The 20,340-nt window shown below is 65.8% G+C and carries 13 protein-coding genes; 5 read left to right on the top strand and 8 right to left on the bottom strand.

Going from position 1 to position 20,340, the window contains the following annotated elements:
- Positions 1–27: 27 nt before the first annotated feature.
- The 4 genes from tviB to DL240_RS17055 all read right to left on the bottom strand — a co-directional run bounded on the left by tviB (position 28) and on the right by DL240_RS17055 (position 7,521).
- Positions 28–1,311, bottom strand: a complete 1,284-nt coding sequence (tviB, locus tag DL240_RS17070) for a Vi polysaccharide biosynthesis UDP-N-acetylglucosamine C-6 dehydrogenase TviB (protein WP_111731109.1) — start codon at positions 1,309–1,311, stop codon at positions 28–30.
- A 23-nt stretch (positions 1,312–1,334) separates the two neighbouring features.
- Positions 1,335–2,729, bottom strand: a complete 1,395-nt coding sequence (locus DL240_RS17065) for a UDP-glucose dehydrogenase family protein (protein ID WP_111731108.1) — start codon at positions 2,727–2,729, stop codon at positions 1,335–1,337.
- 113 nt (positions 2,730–2,842) lie between these two features.
- Positions 2,843–4,762: a polysaccharide biosynthesis protein gene (locus DL240_RS17060; RefSeq protein WP_158542693.1), complete on the bottom strand. Its 1,920-nt coding sequence runs from the start codon at positions 4,760–4,762 to the stop codon at positions 2,843–2,845.
- 263 nt (positions 4,763–5,025) lie between these two features.
- Positions 5,026–7,521, bottom strand: a complete 2,496-nt coding sequence (locus DL240_RS17055; protein ID WP_111731106.1) for a hypothetical protein — start codon at positions 7,519–7,521, stop codon at positions 5,026–5,028.
- Between the two features lie 123 nt (positions 7,522–7,644).
- Here DL240_RS17055 and DL240_RS17050 point away from each other — a divergent pair, with 123 nt between their 5' ends.
- Positions 7,645–9,861, top strand: coding sequence for a GumC family protein (locus tag DL240_RS17050; RefSeq protein ID WP_111731105.1), 2,217 nt, complete (start codon positions 7,645–7,647; stop codon positions 9,859–9,861).
- 71 nt (positions 9,862–9,932) lie between these two features.
- Here DL240_RS17050 and DL240_RS17045 read toward each other — a convergent pair whose 3' ends face one another.
- The 3 genes from DL240_RS17045 to DL240_RS17035 all read right to left on the bottom strand — a co-directional run bounded on the left by DL240_RS17045 (position 9,933) and on the right by DL240_RS17035 (position 12,849).
- Positions 9,933–11,063 (bottom strand): DegT/DnrJ/EryC1/StrS family aminotransferase, encoded by a 1,131-nt coding sequence (locus tag DL240_RS17045; RefSeq protein ID WP_111731104.1) that lies wholly within the window; start codon positions 11,061–11,063, stop codon positions 9,933–9,935.
- Positions 11,064–11,133: 70 nt separating this feature from the next.
- A complete protein-coding gene (locus DL240_RS17040; protein WP_111731103.1) occupies positions 11,134–11,721 on the bottom strand; it encodes an acyltransferase in 588 nt (195 codons plus the stop codon).
- A 3-nt stretch (positions 11,722–11,724) separates the two neighbouring features.
- Positions 11,725–12,849, bottom strand: a complete 1,125-nt coding sequence (locus DL240_RS17035) for a Gfo/Idh/MocA family protein (protein WP_283808362.1) — start codon at positions 12,847–12,849, stop codon at positions 11,725–11,727.
- A 188-nt stretch (positions 12,850–13,037) separates the two neighbouring features.
- Between DL240_RS17035 and DL240_RS17030 the strand changes: the two genes are divergently transcribed.
- The 4 genes from DL240_RS17030 (at position 13,038) to DL240_RS17015 (ending at position 19,036) form a co-directional block, all read left to right on the top strand.
- Positions 13,038–13,820 carry a hypothetical protein gene (locus tag DL240_RS17030; RefSeq protein ID WP_146618378.1) on the top strand — a complete coding sequence of 261 codons (783 nt, stop codon included), beginning with the start codon at positions 13,038–13,040 and terminating at the stop codon, positions 13,818–13,820.
- Between the two features lie 212 nt (positions 13,821–14,032).
- The gene (locus DL240_RS17025) at positions 14,033–16,030 is read left to right on the top strand and encodes a DsbA family protein (protein ID WP_111731100.1); all 1,998 of its coding nucleotides are present in this window, start codon (positions 14,033–14,035) and stop codon (positions 16,028–16,030) included.
- 166 nt (positions 16,031–16,196) lie between these two features.
- On the top strand, positions 16,197–17,630 hold the full coding sequence (locus DL240_RS17020; protein ID WP_111731099.1) for a DsbA family protein: 1,434 nt from the start codon (positions 16,197–16,199) through the stop codon (positions 17,628–17,630).
- Positions 17,631–17,638: 8 nt separating this feature from the next.
- The gene (locus DL240_RS17015; RefSeq protein ID WP_158542689.1) at positions 17,639–19,036 is read left to right on the top strand and encodes a DsbA family protein; all 1,398 of its coding nucleotides are present in this window, start codon (positions 17,639–17,641) and stop codon (positions 19,034–19,036) included.
- Here the strand turns inward: DL240_RS17015 and DL240_RS17010 are convergent.
- Positions 19,033–20,322, bottom strand: a complete 1,290-nt coding sequence (locus tag DL240_RS17010; RefSeq protein ID WP_111731097.1) for an MgtC/SapB family protein — start codon at positions 20,320–20,322, stop codon at positions 19,033–19,035. The two genes, DL240_RS17015 and DL240_RS17010, sit on opposite strands and share 4 nt — an antisense overlap.
- Positions 20,323–20,340 lie beyond the last annotated feature (18 nt).

Below are 20,340 nucleotides of genomic sequence, written 5' to 3'. Positions count from 1 at the left end.
GAGCTCGTCGGGCCGAAGGAGAGTGAATTAGAGGCGCGCGTCGGAGTCGCCGGGAGGAAGGACGTACTTGATGTCGTAGACCACGGCGCCCTCCTTGCCCAGCGCGCGAATCTTTTCGACGCCCATCTCTTTGAACTCGTCATGGGACACCGCCAGGATGATCGCGTCGTAGTGCCCGGGGGTGGGGGCGGCAATGGGGTCGATGCCGTATTCGTGGCGCGCTTCGTCGGCGTCGACCCAGGGATCGTAGACATGCACGCGGGCGTGGTACGTCTCCAGCTCGCGGATGATGTCGATGACCCGGGTGTTGCGCAGATCGGGGCAGTTCTCTTTGAAGGTCAGCCCCATGACCAGGACGTTGCTGTCGACGACCTGAAGGCGGCGCTGGGTCATGAGTTTGGCCACCTGGTGGGCGATATGGCTGCCCATGGAGTCGTTGAGGCGGCGTCCGGCCAGGATCATCTCCGGGTTGTAGCCGATGGCCTGGGCCTTGTGGGTGAGGTAGTAGGGGTCGACGCCGATGCAGTGTCCGCCGACCAGGCCGGGGCGAAAGGGCAAAAAGTTCCACTTGGTGCCGGCGGCCAGAAGCACCTCTTCGGTATCAATGCCCAGGCGGTTAAAGATCAGCGCCAGTTCGTTGATCAGGGCGATGTTGACGTCGCGCTGGGTGTTTTCGATGACCTTGGCGGCTTCGGCCACCTTCACCGAGCTGGCCTTGTGGGTGCCGGCGGTGATCACCGAGCGGTAAAGGGCGTCGACAAATTCGGCGGCCTCCGGGGTGGAGCCGGAGGTGACTTTGACGATGGTCGTCAGGCGATGCTTCTTGTCGCCGGGGTTGATGCGCTCGGGGCTGTAGCCCACGAAGAAGTCCTGGTTAAAGCGCAGTCCGCTGGTCTCCTCCAGAATCGGCACGCAGACCTCTTCGGTGGCGCCGGGATAGACGGTGGACTCGTAGATGACCACATCGCCCTTGTTGAGCACCGCGCCGACCGAGCGGCTGGCGCTCTCCAGGGGGGAGAGGTCGGGGCGCTTATGCTCGTCGATCGGCGTGGGCACGGTTACCACGTAGACGTTGCAATCGGCGATGTCGTTGAGTTCGGTGGTGTAGCGCAGCTTCTGGGCGCTGACCAACTCGTCGGGCTCCACCTCCCGGGTGCTGTCGCGGCCTTCGCGAAGTTCCGCCACGCGGCGCGGGTTGATGTCGAAGCCGACGGTGTCAAAGCGACGCCCGAACTCCACGGCCAGCGGCAGCCCGACGTAGCCGAGCCCGACGATGGCGATCTGAGCTGAATTCAGGGTGGGGGTGCCCATGAGGTCTCCTGCGAAGGCGAAGGTTAGCGAGGTTGTTCGGGGCCGGAGCCCGCGGGAATCATCAACGCGGCGTCGGTCACGTAGGTGCCGCGGCCGATGGCGTCGTACTCAAAGCCGGCCGCCGCCAGCTGATGCGGGTCGTACTGGTTGCGGCCGTCAAACACAACTCTGTGGCGCATCAGCCGGCCCATGGCGGCGAGGTCGGGATGGCGGAAAGGTTTCCACTCGGTGACCAGAATCAATGCGTCGACTCCTTCTAACGCGGCATACTGGTGTTCGGCCAGCATAAGATGCTGGTCGTCAAACCAGCTCGGCGGAAATTGCGCGCGGGCCGCCTCCATGGCCACCGGGTCGTAGGCCTGAATGCGGGCGCCTCGAGCGATGAGCTGCTCCAGCAGGGCGCGCGAGGGGGCCTCACGCAAGTCGTCGGTGCCCGGTTTAAACGCCAGCCCCCAGAGCCCGAAGCTCAGCTGGCGTAAGTCCTCACCGTAGCGGGCGACGATCTTCTGAGCCAGACGCTCTTTCTGGGCCCGGTTTCGCGCTTCGACTGCGTCGAGGATCTTTGGTTCCAGACCGCGCTGGCGGGCCATCTGAGAGAGCGCGCGCACGTCTTTGGGGAAGCAGGAGCCGCCGTAGCCGCACCCCGGGTAGATAAAGTGGTAGCCGATGCGCTCATCGCTGCCGATGCCCTGGCGCACGTGTTCGACATCCACGCCGAGCTCCTCACAGAGGTGGGCGATCTCGTTCATAAACGAGATCTTGGTCGCCAGCATGGCGTTGGCCGCGTACTTGGTCATCTCGGCATCGCGGGTCCCCATAAAGAGCAGGCGCTGGTGGTTGCGGTTAAAGGGAGCGTAGAGCTCGGCCAGGCGCTCGCGGGCGCCGGGGCTCTCGGTGCCGATGATCACGCGGTTGGGCTTCATAAAGTCCTGGATCGCCGCGCCCTCTTTGAGAAACTCCGGGTTGGAGACGACCTCAATGGTCAGGTCGGCACCGCGATGTTCAAGGTGATGTTCGATGGTTTCCTTGACCATCTGGGCCGTGCCCACCGGCACCGTCGATTTGTCGACCACCACGGCGTCGCGTTCCAGAAACTCGCCGAGCTGGCGGGCGACCTGGAGCACGTGCTGAAGATCGGCCGAGCCGTCCTGATCGGGAGGAGTGCCCACGGCGATAAAGAAGAGGTCGCTCTGCTGGCAGGCCTCTTTAAGGGAGGTGGTAAATCGCAGGCGTTTGGCTTCGATGTTGCGCGCGAGCATCTCCTCCAGGCCCGGCTCAAAGATCGGGCTTCGCGCCTGGCGAAGCAGGGCGACTTTTTGCGCGTCGACGTCGACACAGGTCACCTGGTTGCCCATCTCGGCAAAGCAGGTTCCGGTGACCAGGCCGACGTAGCCGGTGCCGATGATCGTCAGATTCATCACAGCTCCTTGTGGGGTGCGTGGCGCGGGCCGGGGCCGGGAAGCCCCGGGCGCCAGAGGAATCAGCCGCCAAGGCGTAGAGCGCGAGCCCTCAGGGCGTTAGCTTGTGGCGCTCAGCGCGCGGCGCGCCGTGGCGGAAGTTCGATGATCGTGTCGTCGGTATGCGGTGCTTGATAGTCGGGGATGAGGGCGCTCAGCAGCGCGCGCACCCCCTCGTGATCGCCGCGATCGGCGGCGTCGAGAAGTTGGGGATAAAGCACGTCGAAGCTCGGGGGGGCGTCGCTGGATTTGCGGCCCACAAAGATCTGCGCATGCGCGGTGCGGTCGACGTCTTCTTCATCCAGGGTGAGTTCTTCAAAGAGTTTCTCTCCGGGGCGGATGCCGGTGAACACGATGGGGATGGTGTCTTCGCTGGCGCCGGAGAGGCGGATCATATCGCGGGCCAGATCGGCGATCTTCACCGGGCGTCCCATATCCAGGATGAAGAGTCGGGACTGGCTCTCGAAACTCGCCGCCTGGAGCACCAGCTGCACGGCTTCGGGGATGGTCATGAAGTAGCGGGTCATCTCCGGGTGCGTCACGGTGACCGGCCCCCCGTGGCGGATCTGGTCGCGGAAGATCGGCACCACCGAGCCGTTGGAGCCCAGCACGTTGCCAAAGCGCACCGCGCAGAAACGGGTCTCTGGCGAGCGCTGGCCCTGGCGGGCGATGAGCCACTCGGTGATGCGCTTGGTCGCTCCCATCACGCTGGTGGGATTGACGGCCTTGTCGGTGGAAATGAGCACAAAGGTGCCCACTCCCAATTCGGCGCTGAGGCTGGCGACCACGGCGGTGCCGCGAACGTTGTTTTTGACCGCCTCGGCCGGGCTGGCCTCCATCAAGGGCACGTGCTTGTAGGCCGCGGCGTGCAGAACCACCTCGGGGCGATGCTCTTCAAAGATCGCCCGCATGCGCGTGAGGTCGGCCACATTGGCCACACAGGGGACGATGTTCTCGGGCCCCTGCGAGATAAGCTCGCGGTGGATCTCAAAGAGGGGAGTCTCGCCCTGTTCCACGAGGATCAGGCGAGCGGGGGCAAAGCGGGCGATCTGGCGGCAGAGTTCGCTACCGATGGAGCCGCCGGCGCCGGTGACCAGGACCCGACGATCTTTAAGGAAGCTCGCCAGGCGGTCCAGATCGAGGTCGACCGGGTCACGGCGCAACAAGTCGGCAATGGAGACCTCGCGCAGCTGGTGGAGCGAGACCTCCTGCTCGAGCATAGCCTCCACTGCCGGCAGAATCCGGGTGTGCACCCCCAGGGGGCCGGCTCGCTCGATCACCCGGCGCACCTGGGCCTGCTCCTCGGGGGGCAGGGCGATGATGATCTCTTCAATATCATGGCGCGCCACCAGCTGGCCGAGCCGATCGATGGGGCCCTCCACCGGGATGCCGTGCAGGCGCAACCCCCGTTTGTAGGGGTCATCGTCGACGAAGACGATCGGGCGCAGGCGCAGGCTGCGGGTGCGGTTGATCTCGCGCACCAGGAGGTCGCCGGCGTCGCCCGCCCCCACGATCATCAGGTTGCGCGCGCCGGAGCCCGCGCCGCTCAAGGCCACCGCCTCGCGGACCAGCCGCAGCGCGCCGCGCACCCCGCTTAAGAGGACCAGGCTCAGGGTAAAGTCCAGCAGGTAGATCGAGCGCGGAAAGCTCTCCGGGCGCAGCACCAGGGTGTTGAACGCCATAAAGGCCAGCGCCGAGATCGCCAGGGCATAGGCCAGCGAGATGATGTCGTAGAGGCTGACGTACTTCCACCAGCCCTGAAACATCTTCAGGTAGGCAAAGACCACCGTCTTGATGACCAGCAGCGCGGCCAGCCCCTTGAGTACGGGGTCGTAGTAGGCGGGCGGAATGCTCAGATCGAAACGAAAGAGAAAGGCCCCCAGGTACGCCGCCGAGAAGAAAGCCAGGTGGGCCAGCGCCAGGATTGCGCTGCGCCAGCCGGCGGGCAGACGACTTAGAGGGTCCATCCATCGCGACAGCATGTTCATCGCCATAAGCGATGCTCCCATGCGCTGGCCGAGAAACAACCTGGCACCGAGGCGCGCTGAGGCGTCGTAAACTTGCCAGGCGGCGAGTACGACGCGGGTTTGGGCTCCCCCCACACTCGTTGCTCGGTGGGTGTGATGAGCGTCGGCAGGCCGACGCGGGCGCGCCCATCCAGTGGCGCACCCCATTCAACAGGTATGACGCAAAAGCTAACCTCCCCGGCTGCCGCGTCAACGCCGCACGCCGCCTCCCCGCCTCGCCATCACGGGCCTCAGCGGGCGCACTGACCCTGCAGCCGGCGCAGCGTATCGCGATGCGGCCCCTGGCCGTACTGACGCACCAGCGTGGCCAGCTCGACGCAGTTTTTCTGGCGCACCAGAAAGCGTCCCAGATCGCGCGGATCGTGGTGCTTTCGGCTGACGCGCTCCAAAAACATCTGGGCGCGGCGCAGCTCGCCGGCGGCCTCGGCGAAGGCCGCGGCATTGCGCCAGCAGATCCGCTGATCGCGCGGACGCAGGGGAGGGGCGCAGCCGATCTCGTAGGCGCGTAGAAGCAGGGCCTGACGCGGTGTGGTGGCGTCCTCGGGATCGGTGGCCGGCGGAAGGGTGGCCATCAGATCGCGCGCGGCGTCGGCTCCGAGCCAGCCCCGACTCAGCGCGCGCCGGGCCAGCCTCTCGGCTTCTTCGGGGCGCTCCAGGCGGTGGTAGATCTGCAGCAGCTCGCGCAGCGCTTCCTGCTGGCTCTGCGGGGCCTCTCGCAGATCCTGCGCCAGGAGCTGGCTGGCCCAGAGCTCGCTCAGTTCCCAGAGCTTAAGCTCACGGTAGATCCGGGTCAGTCCCAGGTGCACGGCCGGGCTGGTCGGGCGTTCGCCAAGGAGCGCCAGCCCCAGCTCGGCGGCGGCCTGGGGGCTGTCGACCTTGGCACAGCGATCGAGCGCGTAGGCCAGGAACATCTCGCTGGCCCGGCCCAGGGCCCGGGCCCGGAGTTCAGGCGCGCGCAGATCGCGTAACAAAAACGACTCCAGCCAGCTCGCCGGCGCCAGGTGAGGCTCGGCGTAGAGCGCGCGCCAGCGCTCGGCGGCCTCTTGGTGACGATCGTTGGCCGCCAGCGCTCGGGCCACCACCAGCCCCTGCTGAGGAAAGGGATTCAGCGCCAGGGCCCGCTCGGCCAGCGCCAGCGCTCGTTCGTATTCGCCGGCCTGCCGGGCCTCGACGCTGAGATCGGTCAGCGTGGCCACGTCGGTGGGATAGCGCGCCAGAATGTGCTGGTAGTCCGGTTCCCCGCTCTCCGGGGAGTCCTCGGCATAGAGCCCCCAGTGCAGCGCGGCGGTCAGCAGCGTGGCCGTCCCCAGCCCCGCCAGCACCAGGCGGTAGGCCCGCGGCGTGAGGCGCCGGTGGTAGCCATCTTCTTGCTCGCCATGGCGCGAAGTGCAGAGTTCAATGAGCATCACCACCGGGAGCGAAATCCCCAGCGTAAAGAAGGGGAAGTGAAACACCGAGGACATCGCCAGCGCTGCGGCCAGCCCCACGCTTAGCGCTCCCAGCAGCGGGTTGCTGGCCCGCAGCGTGCTGCGCACCAGATAAAAGATGCTCATCGCCAGCAGAAGCAGGCCGGCCGGCCCGACCAGAAGCCCGAACCCGAAGAGCCACTCCACCGGCTCGTTTTCAATCGTGGGGACGCTGTGCATGCCCACCAGGTGCGGATCCAGGTAGGCGGGCAGCGCTTGACTGACGGCCCCGGCCCCGGCGCCGGTCAACCAGAAGTCACCGGCGGCCGAGAGCGCGGCTTTACTTAAATGCAGGCGCACCGCCAGGCTTGTTTGCCCCATCGGCTCGGCCAGGCTCAGGTGTTCGGGCAACAGGAGGGCTGCGGCGGTCAACGCGGCGGCCAGCACCCCGAGCACCAGCAGCATTTTGGGGCCGACCATCGGTTGGGAGCGCTGGCGCGTGGCGTGGGCCGCAATCATCGCCCCGGCGGCCAGCGCTCCGGCCCCCAGCGCCAGCAGCGCTCCCTGGCTGCGATGCGCGATGGCCAGACTTCCGAAGATCGCCGCGCTCACCATCAGCGCGGCGGCCAGCGGGCGATGACGCCGCGCCCACACCAGCGCTCCCCCCCCGGCCATCAGCGCGGCCAGCCCGTAGTAGGTCGCCGCGTGGTTGGTGCTCACAAAGGGCGCCCAGGCTCGGGGCGAAAGGCTGGCCTGGTAGACGCCCAGCATCTTTTCGGTGCCGCTGAGCGCTTGCAACACGCCGGCCAGCGCGACGAGAGCCGCGGCGGCCACCGCCACCCAGATGCCCTGGCGCCGCAGCCCTCGCCAGCGTCCCAGGTTGCTCGCCGCCAGCGCCGCGGCGCACAGCGCAAACCATTTCAGCGCATGAGCGGTGCTGGCTCGCGCATCCAGCGAAAGCGAGCGAAAGCCCACCTGCGGCGAGGAGCCGTAGGCCGCCTCCCAGGTCAACTCCAGCGCCCGGGCGGAGTTCGGGCTCAAAAGCCCCACCAGCCCGGCCGGCAGCGGCAGCGCCTGCACCAGCGCCGTCACCCCGAAGAGCCCGAAGACCGCCGCCGGAATAGAGAGCAGCCGGATAGACGTTGGCCGCACACCTCGGCCCCGGTCACTGATCACGGCGGCTACAAGGGCCAATAACACCAGCACCAGCGCACTCAGCGCATGCACGCCGCCGATCAACATCGGGCTTGCCAGCAGCAAAATGGCGATCAAGATCGTGGAGACCTTTAGCCAGACTGGGCGGGATGTTCGCTGGGCCATCAGGCGCCTCGGGGTGGGGCATTGCCGGGTTACGGGCGACGTTGACGCCGCCCCCTTGAGTCTCTACGATCGCGCGCCGCGTCGTCAAAAGGCCACTTCGGCCCCCAATGACCAGAGAGCACTATGTCGGACCAGTACGGATTTCAGGAGCCGCGCTCCCAGAGCGCGCCCGAAGAGCGCGGTGAGTCGCTTGGCGCGTTGATCGGGCGCTACTGGGTGCTCTTTCGGCGCTTCTACTGGGTGCTGATCCTGACCTCGATCGCGTGCGTGGCGGCGGCGTATTTCTGGACCGACCGCCAACCGCGCATCTATCAGGCTACCAGTAAGCTGATCTTTCATGAATCGCGCCCCAATGTTTTTGGCAAGCAGTTTGAGCGGGTGGAACTGGTCGATCCCGGCGGTCGCTGGCAGTTTGAGCAGTTCTGGAACACGCAGAAAGAGGTGCTCGGCTCGAAATGGTTCGCGCGCCGTGTGGTGGAGCGCGAGGGGCTGCTGGACGCGCCGGGCTTTCTGCCTGCATCCGCCCAGCAGTTAGATGAGGATGAGCGCATGAAGCGCGCCGTCAACACGCTCCAGAGCGTGGCGGTGTATTCGCTGCAGCGCGACAGCCGCGTGGGTCTGATCCAGGTGCGCTACGAAGATCCGGAGCTGGCCGCGCGGATCGCCGACGGCATCTCCGAGACCTATGTCGAGTACATCCGCGAGTTCCAGACCGGTGGGCTGCGCCAGCTGGCGAACTGGTTTGATGATTACGTCTCCACCAAACGCGAGGAGCTCGATCAGGCCAGCTCCGAGCTTCAGAAGTATCAGCGCGACAATAACATCCTCTCGCATAGCTTCGAGGATCGCCGCGAGATGGCCGCCGAGGGGCTGGCCTCGGTGAGCGAGCAGCACCGCGAGGTGCAGGCGCGTCTCTTTGCTGAGGAGGCCCTGCTCAATCAGCTCGAGAATATGGAGTCCAGTGGCGAAGACCTGCGGGCCCTGGGCGATCTGGTCGACAGCCCGGCGCTTAAGCGGGGGCTCGATCGCGAGAGCGAGCTGCTGGAGCGTCGCGCGGAGCTCACCACCCGCTACCTGGACGAGTATCCCGAGGTGCGGGCGGTGGATGAGCAGCTGGCCGTGGTTCGTCAGTCGATCGACGAAGAGATCGGGCGCATCCGCTCCGCGGTGGCCAACCGCGCCGCCGTCACGCGTCGCAACACCGAGAGCCTTCAAGATGAGATCGAGCGTCACAAAGCCGAGATCGCCGAGCTCAATCAGATCGGTTTTCGGTACACCGAGATGCGCGACAGCACCGAGACGCTGCGCCTGCACTACGAGTCGGTGCTGGGCCGCACCAACGAACTCGATCTCAACGCCCTCTACGAGAGCGAAATCATTCAGGTGTTGGAAAACGCCGACGTGCCCTCCTCGCCGATCAGCCCGCAGGTGCCCTTGAACCTGGCGGTGGGGCTGCTCCTGGGGCTCTTTGTGGGCGGCTCGATCATGGTGCTCATCGACGCGCTCGACACCACGGTGAAGACCGAAGATCACGTCACCAAGTACACCAGCCGCCCGATCCTGGGGATGCTCCCCGCGGTCAACGCCAGCGCGGTCAAAGGGGTGGAGAAGTTCGGGGTTTCGGCCCTTGATACCCTGACCCACACGGCTCCCCGCAGCTCCTTTGCCGAGGCGATCAAGACCCTGCGCACCAACCTGATGTTCATGGCGCCGGATAACCCTCCGCACGTGCTCCTGATGACCAGCCCGGGCCCCGGCGAGGGCAAAACCCTGACCTCGGTGAACATGGCGATTGCGCTGGCGCAGTCGGGGCAGCGCACCCTGGTGATCGACAGCGATATGCGTCGCCCCCGCGTCCACAAGGCCCTGGGGATGGACAACAAGGTGGGGCTCTCGGAGGCCATCGCCGGGGAGCGACCCTTCACCGAGTGCGTGCGGCCCACGGGCATCGAAAACCTGGAGGTCATGACTTGCGGACCGGTACCGCCGAACCCCTCGGAGCTCTTGCAGACCGAGCGCTTCCGCAAGTTGGTGCGCGATCTTCGCGACAATTACGACCGTGTTATCTTCGACTCGCCGCCCCTGGCCGCGGTCTCCGACGCGCTGGTGCTCAGCCACTCGGCCGATGTGGTGCTGCTGATTCTGAAGTTTGGTCAGACCCGTCAGGAACTCTTGCGTCGCTCCATTGAGCAGCTCGAGTCGATCGGGGCTCCCTTTGGCGGCACGGTGCTTAACGATATCGATGAGAACGCGGGCTACGGCTACGCCTATTATTATCGCTACCGCTACGACGAGCCCGGCGACGCCCCGTCGAAGAAGGGCGGAAAGATGGCGAGCTGAGCCTGTGCCAACGCAGCGAGCGAGTCTATCCGACGCCCGCGACCTTGCTCAGGTCGCGGGCGTCATGCGTTTTAAGTAGCGGGCGCGCCAGGCTGCAGTCCTTCCCGCACCGCCCGGGCCACCTGCTCGCGTTCCTCGACCCGCAGCTCGGGAAAAATCGGCAGGGCCAGCACTTCTTCACAGGCTTTTTCGGCCCGGGGGAAGTCGCCGCGCTGATAACCCAGCGCCTTCAGCGCCGGCTGAGTATGGAGCGCCTCCGGGTAGTAGACGGCGCTGCCCACGCCTCGCTGCTGGAGGTGCGCGACCAGGCGCGCCCGATCGGCGACCCGCACGACGTACTGGTTATGCACCGGCTGATGGCCGGGGCCTGGCGAGGGCAGGGTCAGGCCCTCCAGCCCGGCCAACGCCTCATCGTAGTAGGCGGCGTGGGCGCGCCGGCGTTCGCAGAAGGCCTCCAGATGGCGGAGTTTAACGCTGAGGATCGCCGCCTGGATGGCATCGAGCCGGAAGTTCCCGCCGACCTCGATATGATGATATTTCGGGCGAGCACCGTGGCGCGCGAGCAGACGCAGACGCTCGTGGAGCGCGTCATCGTCGGTGAAGACCATCCCGCCATCGCCGGCGGCGCCCAGATTTTTGGTCGGGAAAAAGCTCACACAGCCGGCCGCCCCAAAGCTCCCGGCCTGGCGGCCTTCAAACTGCGCGCCCAGAGCCTGCGCCAGATCTTCGATCACCGGCAGCGCTTCTCCGGTGGGGGAGTAGGCCGCGGCCATCACCTGATCCATCTGCGCACACTGGCCGAAGAGATGAATCGGGAGCAGCGCCCGGGTACGCGGGCCGATGGCCTCGGTGAGGCGAGTGGGATCCAGGTTAAATCCGTCGGGCTCAATGTCGACGAAGACCGGGGTGGCTCCCAGGCGCATCACCGAGCCGATGGGGGCAAAAAATGTAAATGGCGAGGTGACCACCTCGTCGCCGGGCTTAAGGTTAAGTGCCATCAGGCTCAGCAGCAGGGCATCGGTGCCGCTGGAGACCCCCACCGCGTGTCGTACACCCACGTAGCGGGCCAGCTGCTCTTCCAGCTCCGCGACGACCGGGCCACCGATGCACTGTTGGGAGCGAAGCACCTGATCGATGGCCGGGCGGATGTCGTCTTCAAGCGCGGCGTACTGGCGAGTCAGATCAAAAAAGGGCACAGCCATGAGAGCTCCGGGGGGGCGTTGCGCGGCAGAGTGCCGGGCGCAAAGAAGAGCGGAGGGTGATACGAGAGCATTAAAGGGGGGCCAGCGCGTCCTTCTCCAGCCGGTAGCGCCGGCCGCATTCGGTGCAGGTGCTGTGCGGGGAGGGAAGAGGCAGGGTGAGCCCGCAGAAGCAGGCCCAGCCGATCTGGCGTGCCGGCTGGCCTACGACCAGCGCATAGGGGGCGACATCGCGGGTGACCACGGCCCCGGCGCCCACAAAGGCGTAGGCGCCCACGCGCACGCCGCAGACCACCGTGGTGTTGGCGCCCAGGGTGGCGCCGCGTTCCACGTGGGTTTGCAGGTAGGCATCGCGTCTGGAGACATGCGCGCGAGGATGGCGAACGTTGGTAAAGACGACGCTGGGCCCGCAGAACACATCGTCCTCCAGCACCACCCCGTCGTAAACCGAGACGTTGTTCTGAATCTTTACGCCCTCACCGATGCGCGCGGTGGGAGCCACGTAAACGTTCTGCCCCAGGGAGCAGCGTTGTCCGATGCGGGCGCCGGCGCACACATGGGCAAAATGCCAGATCCGGGTTCCCGGGCCGATTTCGGCGCCTTCATCCACGATGGCGCTGGGATGCGCCCAGGCCGGCGCAAGGGGAGGATGGTCGCTCAAAGCTCAGTGCTCCAGGTTAACGGGGCGGCCGGTGCGCATCGAGGCGTAGGCGGCCTCAATGATCGCCAACGAACGCAGCCCTTCTTCGCCCGATACAATCGGCGCATTCGGATGCCCGCCCAGGTGATCGAGCACCGCGCCGAGGACCAGGGCATGTCCCCGGGCCAGGACCTCGCCCACCGAAGTAGCCATCTCTGGCACCTTTTTATCCTGAGCTTCGGGGCGCTCAAAGTCCCAGGCCTCGACGGTGTCGCAGAGGCGGCCGCTCAGGCGTACCGTGCCGCGCTCCCCGATGATCGTGAGGCTGGTGGTCAGGTTTTGCGGGTAGGTCAGCATGGTGACGTGCATGGTTCCCAGCATGCCTTCGGGCCAGCGCAACGTGAGCAGCGCGGTGTCTTCCACCTCGATGGCGCGGCCCAGCGCGGCGCCGCGCGCAAAGACATCCGCCGGGGTATCGAAGAGCCAGGTCAGCAGATCCACATAATGGCTGGCCTGATTCATCAGCGCACCCCCATCGAGCGCGCGGGTGCCGCGCCAGTCGGCCGAATCGTAGTAGCTCTGGGAGCGGTTCCAGAAGACCTGCAACCCCACCGTATAGATGCGCCCGAAGCGTCCGCGCTTCACGGCGTCTCGCAGCGCCAGAAAGAGGGGGTGATGGCGGAGCTGCTTGATCACAAAGAGCTGACGATCGGCCAGGCGAAGCGCTTTGAGCATCTGGCGCGCATCTTCCAGCGAGGTGCTCAAGGGCTTTTCCAGCAGCACATGGGCTCCGGCGCGGGCGGCCGCGACGGCGTGAGCGCTGTGCAATCCGGTGGGAGAGGCGATCGTGACCAGCTCCGGGCTGCAAGCCTCGAAGAGAGCATCGAGCGTGGGGAAGGCCCGGGCCTTGAGCTGGTCGGCCAGCGCCTGGCTCCGCTCAAGATGAGGATCGACCACGCCGGCCACCTCAAGGCGCTCTTGGTGCCAGCGCAACGCGTGCGCGTGCTTGCGGGCCACCTGGCCGCAGCCAATCAGGGCTGTGGTCAGGGGAGAATCAAGACGAGGGGGGGCTGTAGCGCTCAGAGCGGGCCTCACAGAACGACCGTGGAGGGCGGGGGCTGGCGAAGGGATACACCGAAACCCGGTCATTTTCCAAGCAGGGAGGGGGAGTCCGGCGCAGGGAATAGCCACCCCAGGGCGAGGCATTTTCCCGGTGTGCTCGGGCCCCTTTGCTGGCGAAGCGCTTGCGTGTCGGCCAGGACTTCCTTAGGGTTCGCATTTGGCTCGTCAGCCCATGCCGCTACGTTCAGGCAGATCCCCCGGTTCCGCTACCGCCTATGAGATATTCATCGCCCGACTTTGCACGCACGCTGCACCACCTGTGGTGGTCGCTCTGTGCGTTGCTCTGCGTGGCGTTGGTCGCTCCGGCGAGCCTGACGGCGATGGAGGCTTATCAGCCCACCTGCACCGGTGGGTTTGAGCTGGGCGGGCTGGATCGCGGCGCCGTCCCGGCGGCGGAAGACGTGGTCGAGTTGATGATGACCTGGAGCTACGGGCCTCTCACCCCGGCTGATCCTCAAGCTCTGCAGCGAGAGCGGGCGGCAAAGCCCGAGGCTACCCCCTGTGAGGAGACCTCGGTCATCGATCCGACCAATCCGGAGTACAATATCTGCTTTGAGGGTACCCCGGAGCCCATCTCCACGCTTCCCGATTTGCTGGCGCGCTATCAGGCCGAAGAGGCTGCCAATACGCTCCTGGGCAAAGTGTCGGAGCTGCATAATCAGAGCTTCGGGCACATCGCCCAACATGAGCGCGCGCCCCACGCGTTGGCAGCGCGTCCCTGGCAGGCCGCGTTGATCGACTCGATCGAGCGGAGCACTCGCCAGCCGGAGAGCCCGCTGACCTGTCATGAATACAGCGAACTCTGCCGCAGCCTGCCGCCGGCGCTGCCCGGCGCATCGCTCTTGAGTCTGGTGGTGCCGGTCTCGCCGGTGGCGTTGGACGCCCCTGCGTATCCCGAACTCAACTCGCCGCCGGCTCAACTCGCTTTGGAACGCCTGCGTGTGGGGCCCTCTTTAGAGCACGCCCGGCTCCTGGAGATGCCGCCCCGGCAGGGCTGAGCCGCTCCGCAGTTCCAGGGCCTGAAGACCTCGACGCGGGTGCGTTTGAGGCTTGAGCCTGCGCGTGTGCTGTGTCACAACCTGCGCTCGCGAATGCTGCGGCCGTCTGGCGGCCTCTTATCTTCCGAAATTTATACTGCAACCGTATTGGTTGGGGGAACGCGTTAAAGTGCGTCATCTCCCGGAAACACCTGAACGTCAGGAGAACACTCATGGCAGGACAATCGCAACAGAGCAGCGGCAGTACCGCGCTCGTGCTCATCGCCGTCGCGATCATTTGCGTCGGGCTGGGCTTTTTCATCGGTAAGAATAATGTCTCCCCCAACGCCGGCACCGCGCCTACGGAGGCCGGATCCGCCGCGCCTTCTGGTCTGGCCGGCAAGGACAGCACCAAGATCCCGGTGGGCGATAGCTACACCTACGGACCGGCCGATGCGCCGGTCACGATCGTGGAATTCACCAGCATGCAGTGCCCCTTCTGCGGTCGCGCTGGCGGCACGCTGATGGAGCTGGCCGAAAAGTACCCCAACGACGTGCGTCTGGTGTTCAAGAACTTCCCGCTCTCCTTCCAGGCTCAGGCCAAGGATGGTGCCCGCGTGGTGATGGCCGCCGGGCGTCAGGGCAAGTTCTGGGAAATGAAGTCCAAGATGTTTGAAAACCTTCAGCGCTACCGCGGTAGCGACATGAAGGAGCTCGGCGCGGAGTTCGCTGCGGAGCTGGGTCTGGACGTCGAGAAGTTCAAGGCTGACTACGATGATCCGGCCATCGTGGCCACCATTGAAGCGGACCAGAAGCTCGGCGAGAGCCTGGGCGTGCGCGGCACCCCGCACTTCTTCGTTAACGGCGAAGTGGTCAACGGTGCGCAGCCCCTGGCCAAGTTCGAAGAGGTCGTCAAGAAGCAGCTCGGCGAAGTCGAAGAGCTTCTGGCCGCCGGCACCAGCCGCGACGGCATCTACGCGGCGATGGTCGACAAGAACTTCAAGAAGGCTCCGGCGCCCACGCCTTCGGAGCCGAAGGCCGAGCCGGCCACCGAAGTTCACATGGTTCCGGTGCGTGACGCCGACTACAGCAAGGGCGCCAGCGCTGACAAAGCGCTCGTGACCATCATGGAATTCTCCAGCTTCCAGTGCCCCTTCTGCTCGCGTGGTTCGGCCACCATCAAGGAACTCGTTGCGAAGTACCCCAACGAAGTTCGCGTGGTCTTTAAGCACTTCCCGCTGGGCTTCCAGGCTCAGAGCGAGCCGGCCGCCCGCGCCTCGATTGCTGCTGGCAACCAGGGCAAGTTCTGGGAAATGTACGACCTGCTTTACGAAAATCAGCGTCAGCTTGGCGACGCGAAGTTCGAGGAACTCGCCCAGCAGATCGGCCTGAACATGACCAAGTTCAAGGCGGACTACGCAGCTCCTGAGACCGCCGAAATCGTCAAGCAGGCCCAGCGCGACGGCCAGTCGGCCGGCATCCGCGGCACCCCGGGCTTCCTGGTCAACGGCATCAAGGTCGTAGGCGCGCAGCCCCTGGCCGTCTTCGAAGATCACGTCAAGAAGCAGATCGCGATCGCCAAGAAGATCAAGGCCGACCGCAACCTCTCGGGCGACGCCCTCTACGAGGCCGTGGTTGAGCACAACAAAGAAAACGTGGCGGCGGCTCCGGCAGCTCCGGCGCGCCCGGCGGCTCCGGCACCCAAGATCGACACCGACGCGCTCTCCGTGGGCAACTCGCACACCTTTGGTCCGGCCAACGCGCCTGTGACCATCTATGAATTCTCCAGCTTCCAGTGCCCCTTCTGCGCCCGTGGCGCCGAGACCCTGGATCGCGTCAAGGAAGAGTACGGCGACAAGGTGCGCGTGGTGTACAAGAACTTCCCGCTGGGCTTCCAGGCGCAGAGTGAGCCGGCCGCCCGTGCCGCGCTTGCCGCCGGTAAGCAGGGCAAGTTCTGGGAGATGTACCACCTGCTCTACGAAAACCAGCGCAGCTTCCGCGACGAAGGCATCTGGGAGCGCCTGGCCGGTGAGCTGGGTCTGAACATGACCAAGTTCAAGGCCGACTTCGAAGATCCGGCCATCGCCGAGCAGGTCAAAGCCGAGCAGAAAGAAGGTCAGTCCGTCGGTGTCTCCGGCACCCCGGCCTTCTTCATCAACGGCACCCGCGTGGTGGGCGCTCAGCCCTTTGAGAAGTTCAAAGAGCTGATCGATGCCGAGCTCGAAGGCTAAGCGTGAACGGCCCGGTGTGAGCCTGGCCACACGTCCCTTCTAAAAAGCGCCCCCTCTTTGCGGAGGGGGCGCTTTTTTGTGTGCAGGGATGTCTTTTGGCGGCAAGCTCTCCCCATGCTAACAAGGCCTGGCCCCCTGGTGACGTGATCTGACCGACGAGAAAGCGATGCGACGTTTCCCCCTTGCCCCTCCGAATCAACCCTCGATGTTTGCCAGCGTGTTCTGTGGCGGGCTGCTGGCGCTGACGCTGGCCGCCGGCTGCGCCTCTGGCCCCCGGGACGTCCAGACACCGGCGGAACTCGCGCCGCAGTGGGTGGAGAGCGAGCTGGTGCCCCTGGGCGACAGCCCTCGCCAGGGGCAGGCCGATGCGCCGGTGGTGATCGTGGAGTTTTCCAGTCTGCAATGCCCCTTCTCGGCGCGGGCGCGTCAGACCACGGCCGAGCTTCTGGAGCGCTACCCGGGCCAGGTCCAGCTCGTTTACAAGCACCTGCCGCTGGAGTTTCAACCGCAGGCGCATCCGGCTGCTCGAGTCGCCGAAGCGGCCGCGCGTCAGGAGGCGTTCTGGCCCATGGTCGAGAGCCTCTACGCCAGCCAGCGCACTCTGGCTGAGCGCGGGGCGGAGAGCACCGGGCGTGAGCTCGCCGGGCGCATCGGGCTGGATGAAGGCGAGTTCGCCGAGGCTCTCGGTGCCGGTGACGAGCTCGACGTACGGATCGCCCGAGATGTCGCGCTCGCTCAGAAGCTGGGGATCTCCGGCACCCCGACCTTTCTGATCAACGGCGAGCCCGTGCTCGGGGCTCAGCCCTTGGAGGTCTTTGAAGATGCCGTCGCCCGGGCACTGGCCCGCGATGCGACGCTCAAGGAGCAGGGCGTGGCGAGTTCTGAGCGCTACGCTCGCTCGGTGGAACTGGCCCAGGTGCAGGCTCGTCAACAGCAGGAGGAGGAGGCTCGCCGCCGCGCCGAGGCCGAGCGTCAGCAGGCGCCGCAGATCACCTACGTGCCTGTGCAGGGCGATGAGCTGATTCACCAGCACGGTGAGGCGTACCTGGTCACGCTGGTGGAGTTTTCCAGCTTGCAGTGTCCCTTCTGCGCCCGAGTGGTCCCGACGCTGACGCGACTTAAGGAAGAGTATGGCGAGACGCTGCGGGTGGTCTATAAACATTTTCCCCTGAATTTTCAGGAGCATAGTGAGCTTGCAGCCCGGGCTGTCGTGGCGGCCTCGGAGCAGAACCAGGGCTGGGAGATGCGCGACGCCATCTATGCGCGCCAGCGTGAGCTGAGCCCGGAACTCATCGACGTACTCGCGCAGGAACTCGGCCTGGATATGGACGCGTTCAGCGCCGCGCTGGCCAGTCCGGAGGCGGCCGCGCGGGTTGCGCGCGACTTGCGCGAAGGGATGACCCTGGGGGTCAGGGGAACGCCGGCGTTCTTTGTTAACGGTGTCTTTCTGGCGGGAGCGCGGCCCTATGAGCAATTCAAGGCTCTCATTGACCACCAGATCGAGCAGGCACAAGAGCTTCGCCAGGCCGAGCCCGAGCTCACCGGTGAGGAGCTTTACCTGCGAGCCGTGGAGCAGGCGCAGGAGCAGAACGCACCATGAGGCCAAAGATGAAGCGAGCGATGGGATGGTGGGCGGCGTTGGCGGCAGCGCTCGTGGTGTCGGGAGGCTGCGCCGGGGGCTCGGTCCAGGATGAGGTGGTGGCCGAGGCGCCGACTCATGTGCTGGTGGACAGCGAGCTTTTACCGGTAGGGGAGAGCCCCACGCGAGGGGCCGCTGATGCCTGGGTCACCTTGGTGGTGTTCGGCGATTTCCAGTGCCCCTTTTGTGGGCGCCTGGCGGCGACTCTGGATCGCGTCCTTGAGGATCAGCCCCGGGGACGCGTGCGGCTGGTGTATAAGCATCTTCCGCTGCCCTCCCATCCCAACGCCGAGTTTTTGGCCCGCGCCAGTGAAGCAGCCGCCAATCAGGGGAAGTTCTGGCAGATGCACGACGCGCTCTACGATCGCGCGGCGGAGCTGCGAGAGGGCGATCCGAGCTCCGAGGTCCGGGCAATCGCGACCGAACTAGGTCTGGATGTGGAGCGCTTTGAGCGCGACCTCGATAGCCCGGAAGTCGCGGCGCGCCTGGCGCGTGACCTGGCGCTGGCCGACCAGCTCGGGGTGGCGTCGGTGCCGGTAGTCTTTGCCAACGGTGGTCTGATTCGAGGTGCCCAGGCGGCCGAAGTGTACCACCGCGCAAGCTACGATCTGTGGGCCGCTACCAGCGGGGCGGTAGAAGATGGCGAGATGAAGCGTGAGGAGGTCTACGCCCATAGCGTCCGGGCGCTTCTGCCACGCTCCCAGGCTGCCCGACAGCCTTCACCGAGCGCGAAGGCGGTGGCGTACGTGCCTGCGCATCAGCCGAGGCGCCCCGAGAGCGGTCCGGCCGGGGATGCGCTGGTCACCATCACGCATTTTCATAGCCTGGGCTCGGCGCCCAGCGCCGAACTTCTCAAACGACTTGCTACGCTGGCCCAGGTGCATGAGGGGCGGGTGCGTGTGGTCACCTATCACCTGCCTCATCAGGAGGAGGAGGTGCTGGCCTATGCCCATCGCGCCTGGGCTGCGGCGGCGGCCCGGGCGCCTGAAGTCGGCTGGGAGTTCGGTCTGGCGCTGGCCGAAAAGGTCGCGGCGTTGGAGGTCGGCGGGGCTCAGGGGGCCGCTGTGGTGGAGGAGATCGGTGCGACCCTGGGAGTCGATCCGGAGACGATCAACTCCGAGACCAGTCGGGCGCAGGTCGAACGCGATCAGCGTCTGGCCGCGGAGCTCCATGTGGTCGGCACGCCCACGATCTTCATCAACGGCACTCGCCTGGTGGGCCTGCCTCCGGCCGACGAGCTGGAGCGGCAAGTGGCGGCCTCCGAGGCCATCGCGGAGCGCGTGGCCCAGGTGCGTAATATCGGGGGCGAGGAGCTCTATGAGGTCATGGTCGAGGCGGCGCGCCAGCAGCAAGAACTCGGGCCCTAGAGCAAGAGAAACGCTGCGAGGAGTCCGACCGCCAGGATCGGCGCCAGACCCAGGGCCACGTAGGCTCCCAGGCGTCGGGAGCCGATAAAGGCGCTCATGCCGGCCTTGACCAGGCTGTTGGTCAGGATCGCGATCACAATCGCCTGGGTGGCCACCGGGGCGCTGAGTTCGCCACTACCGGCCATGCGCGCCACCGCCAGACTGATGGCGTTGGTTTCGGCCAGGCCGCCGAAGATCGCGGTCAGGTAGATGACCTGCGAGCCGTAGACCTGCTGAAGCCCTTTGGCCACCCCGATGATCAGCACCAGTAAGAGGGCGAACTTCAGTGCCGGAACCAGCTCAAAGGGGTTGCGAATCTCCAGCGAGGTGCCCTCGTCGAGCGCCGGCGGCTCTTCCCGACCATCGGGGCGGTCGCGCACATGGCTGACCAGGGTGACCCACAGGAGTCCGGCCACCACGGACCCGGGAATGGCCATGAGCATAAAGGGCAGCCACAGCGTCTTGACGAGCTCCAGGTTGACCACGGCCACCGCGACGGTGACCCGCGCAAACATAAAGGCGTTGGCCAACATGATCGCAAAGGCCGCCGAGAGCAGCACGGTGCGCGATTCGGGGCGTTGGTGGACCTGGCGGGACATGGCCAGCGCCACGGCGGTGCTCGACGCCATCCCCCCGAGCACTCCGGTAAGCACCAGGCCGCGACTGGTGCCCAGAAAGCGGATCGCAAAGTAGCCCAGAAAGCTAATGCCGCTGATCAGCACCACCAGCAGCCAGATCTCCCGGGGGTTGTAGATGCCCCAGGGATCGATGAACGCGTCGGGTAAGAGCGGCAAGAGCACTACCGTGACGAGTAAAAACTTCATCGTCGACACGATCTCAGCCGGCGTCAGCAGGCCTACAAAGGTGGTGGTGTGGCGTTTCAGTGAGAGCACAATCGCCACGATCACGGCGATGGATGCCGCGACCATGGGCACCGAGGGCACGAGCACGCCGAGCACAAAGACCACCATCGCCGAGATCTGGGTGGTGATGCCCACTTCATGTTCGGTGGCGCGGCGTTCGTGCCAGAAAAAGGCGACCAGGAGCGCGAAGTAGCCAAGCCCCACCACATAGGGAAGACCGGGTAGGGTGCCCTGGGCGATTACCGACACGGTGCCCAGCAGCGAGGAGAGCGCAAAGGTGCGCACGCCGACGCTGCCCAGCGGGCTCTCGGGTTCGCGGTGGCTCTGGCGCTCCAGGCCGATGATGCCGCCCAGCGCCAGGCTGATGGCCACGGCGCGCACCATCCCAAAATCGAGTACGGG

Source organism: Lujinxingia litoralis (genome assembly GCF_003260125.1).
GTDB classification, from domain to species: Bacteria; Myxococcota_A; Bradymonadia; order Bradymonadales; family Bradymonadaceae; genus Lujinxingia; species Lujinxingia litoralis.
Note: the sequence above shows the minus strand (reverse complement) of the source record. Positions and strands in the feature narration are given on the sequence as shown.

What these genes read in the sequence shown, in the direction of transcription:
- tviB (WP_111731109.1), bottom strand. Translation starts at nt 1,311, where the DNA reads ATGGGCACCCCCACCCTGAATTCAGCTCAGATCGCCATCGTCGGGCTC.
- DL240_RS17065 (WP_111731108.1), bottom strand. Translation starts at nt 2,729, where the DNA reads ATGAATCTGACGATCATCGGCACCGGCTACGTCGGCCTGGTCACCGGA.
- DL240_RS17060 (WP_158542693.1), bottom strand. Translation starts at nt 4,762, where the DNA reads ATGGCGATGAACATGCTGTCGCGATGGATGGACCCTCTAAGTCGTCTG.
- DL240_RS17055 (WP_111731106.1), bottom strand. Translation starts at nt 7,521, where the DNA reads ATGGCCCAGCGAACATCCCGCCCAGTCTGGCTAAAGGTCTCCACGATC.
- DL240_RS17050 (WP_111731105.1), top strand. Translation starts at nt 7,645, where the DNA reads ATGTCGGACCAGTACGGATTTCAGGAGCCGCGCTCCCAGAGCGCGCCC.
- DL240_RS17045 (WP_111731104.1), bottom strand. Translation starts at nt 11,063, where the DNA reads ATGGCTGTGCCCTTTTTTGATCTGACTCGCCAGTACGCCGCGCTTGAA.
- DL240_RS17035 (WP_283808362.1), bottom strand. Translation starts at nt 12,849, where the DNA reads ATGACCGGGTTTCGGTGTATCCCTTCGCCAGCCCCCGCCCTCCACGGT.
- DL240_RS17030 (WP_146618378.1), top strand. Translation starts at nt 13,038, where the DNA reads ATGAGATATTCATCGCCCGACTTTGCACGCACGCTGCACCACCTGTGG.
- DL240_RS17025 (WP_111731100.1), top strand. Translation starts at nt 14,033, where the DNA reads ATGGCAGGACAATCGCAACAGAGCAGCGGCAGTACCGCGCTCGTGCTC.
- DL240_RS17020 (WP_111731099.1), top strand. Translation starts at nt 16,197, where the DNA reads ATGCGACGTTTCCCCCTTGCCCCTCCGAATCAACCCTCGATGTTTGCC.
- DL240_RS17015 (WP_158542689.1), top strand. Translation starts at nt 17,639, where the DNA reads ATGAAGCGAGCGATGGGATGGTGGGCGGCGTTGGCGGCAGCGCTCGTG.
- DL240_RS17010 (WP_111731097.1), bottom strand. Translation starts at nt 20,322, where the DNA reads ATGGTGCGCGCCGTGGCCATCAGCCTGGCGCTGGGCGGCATCATCGGC.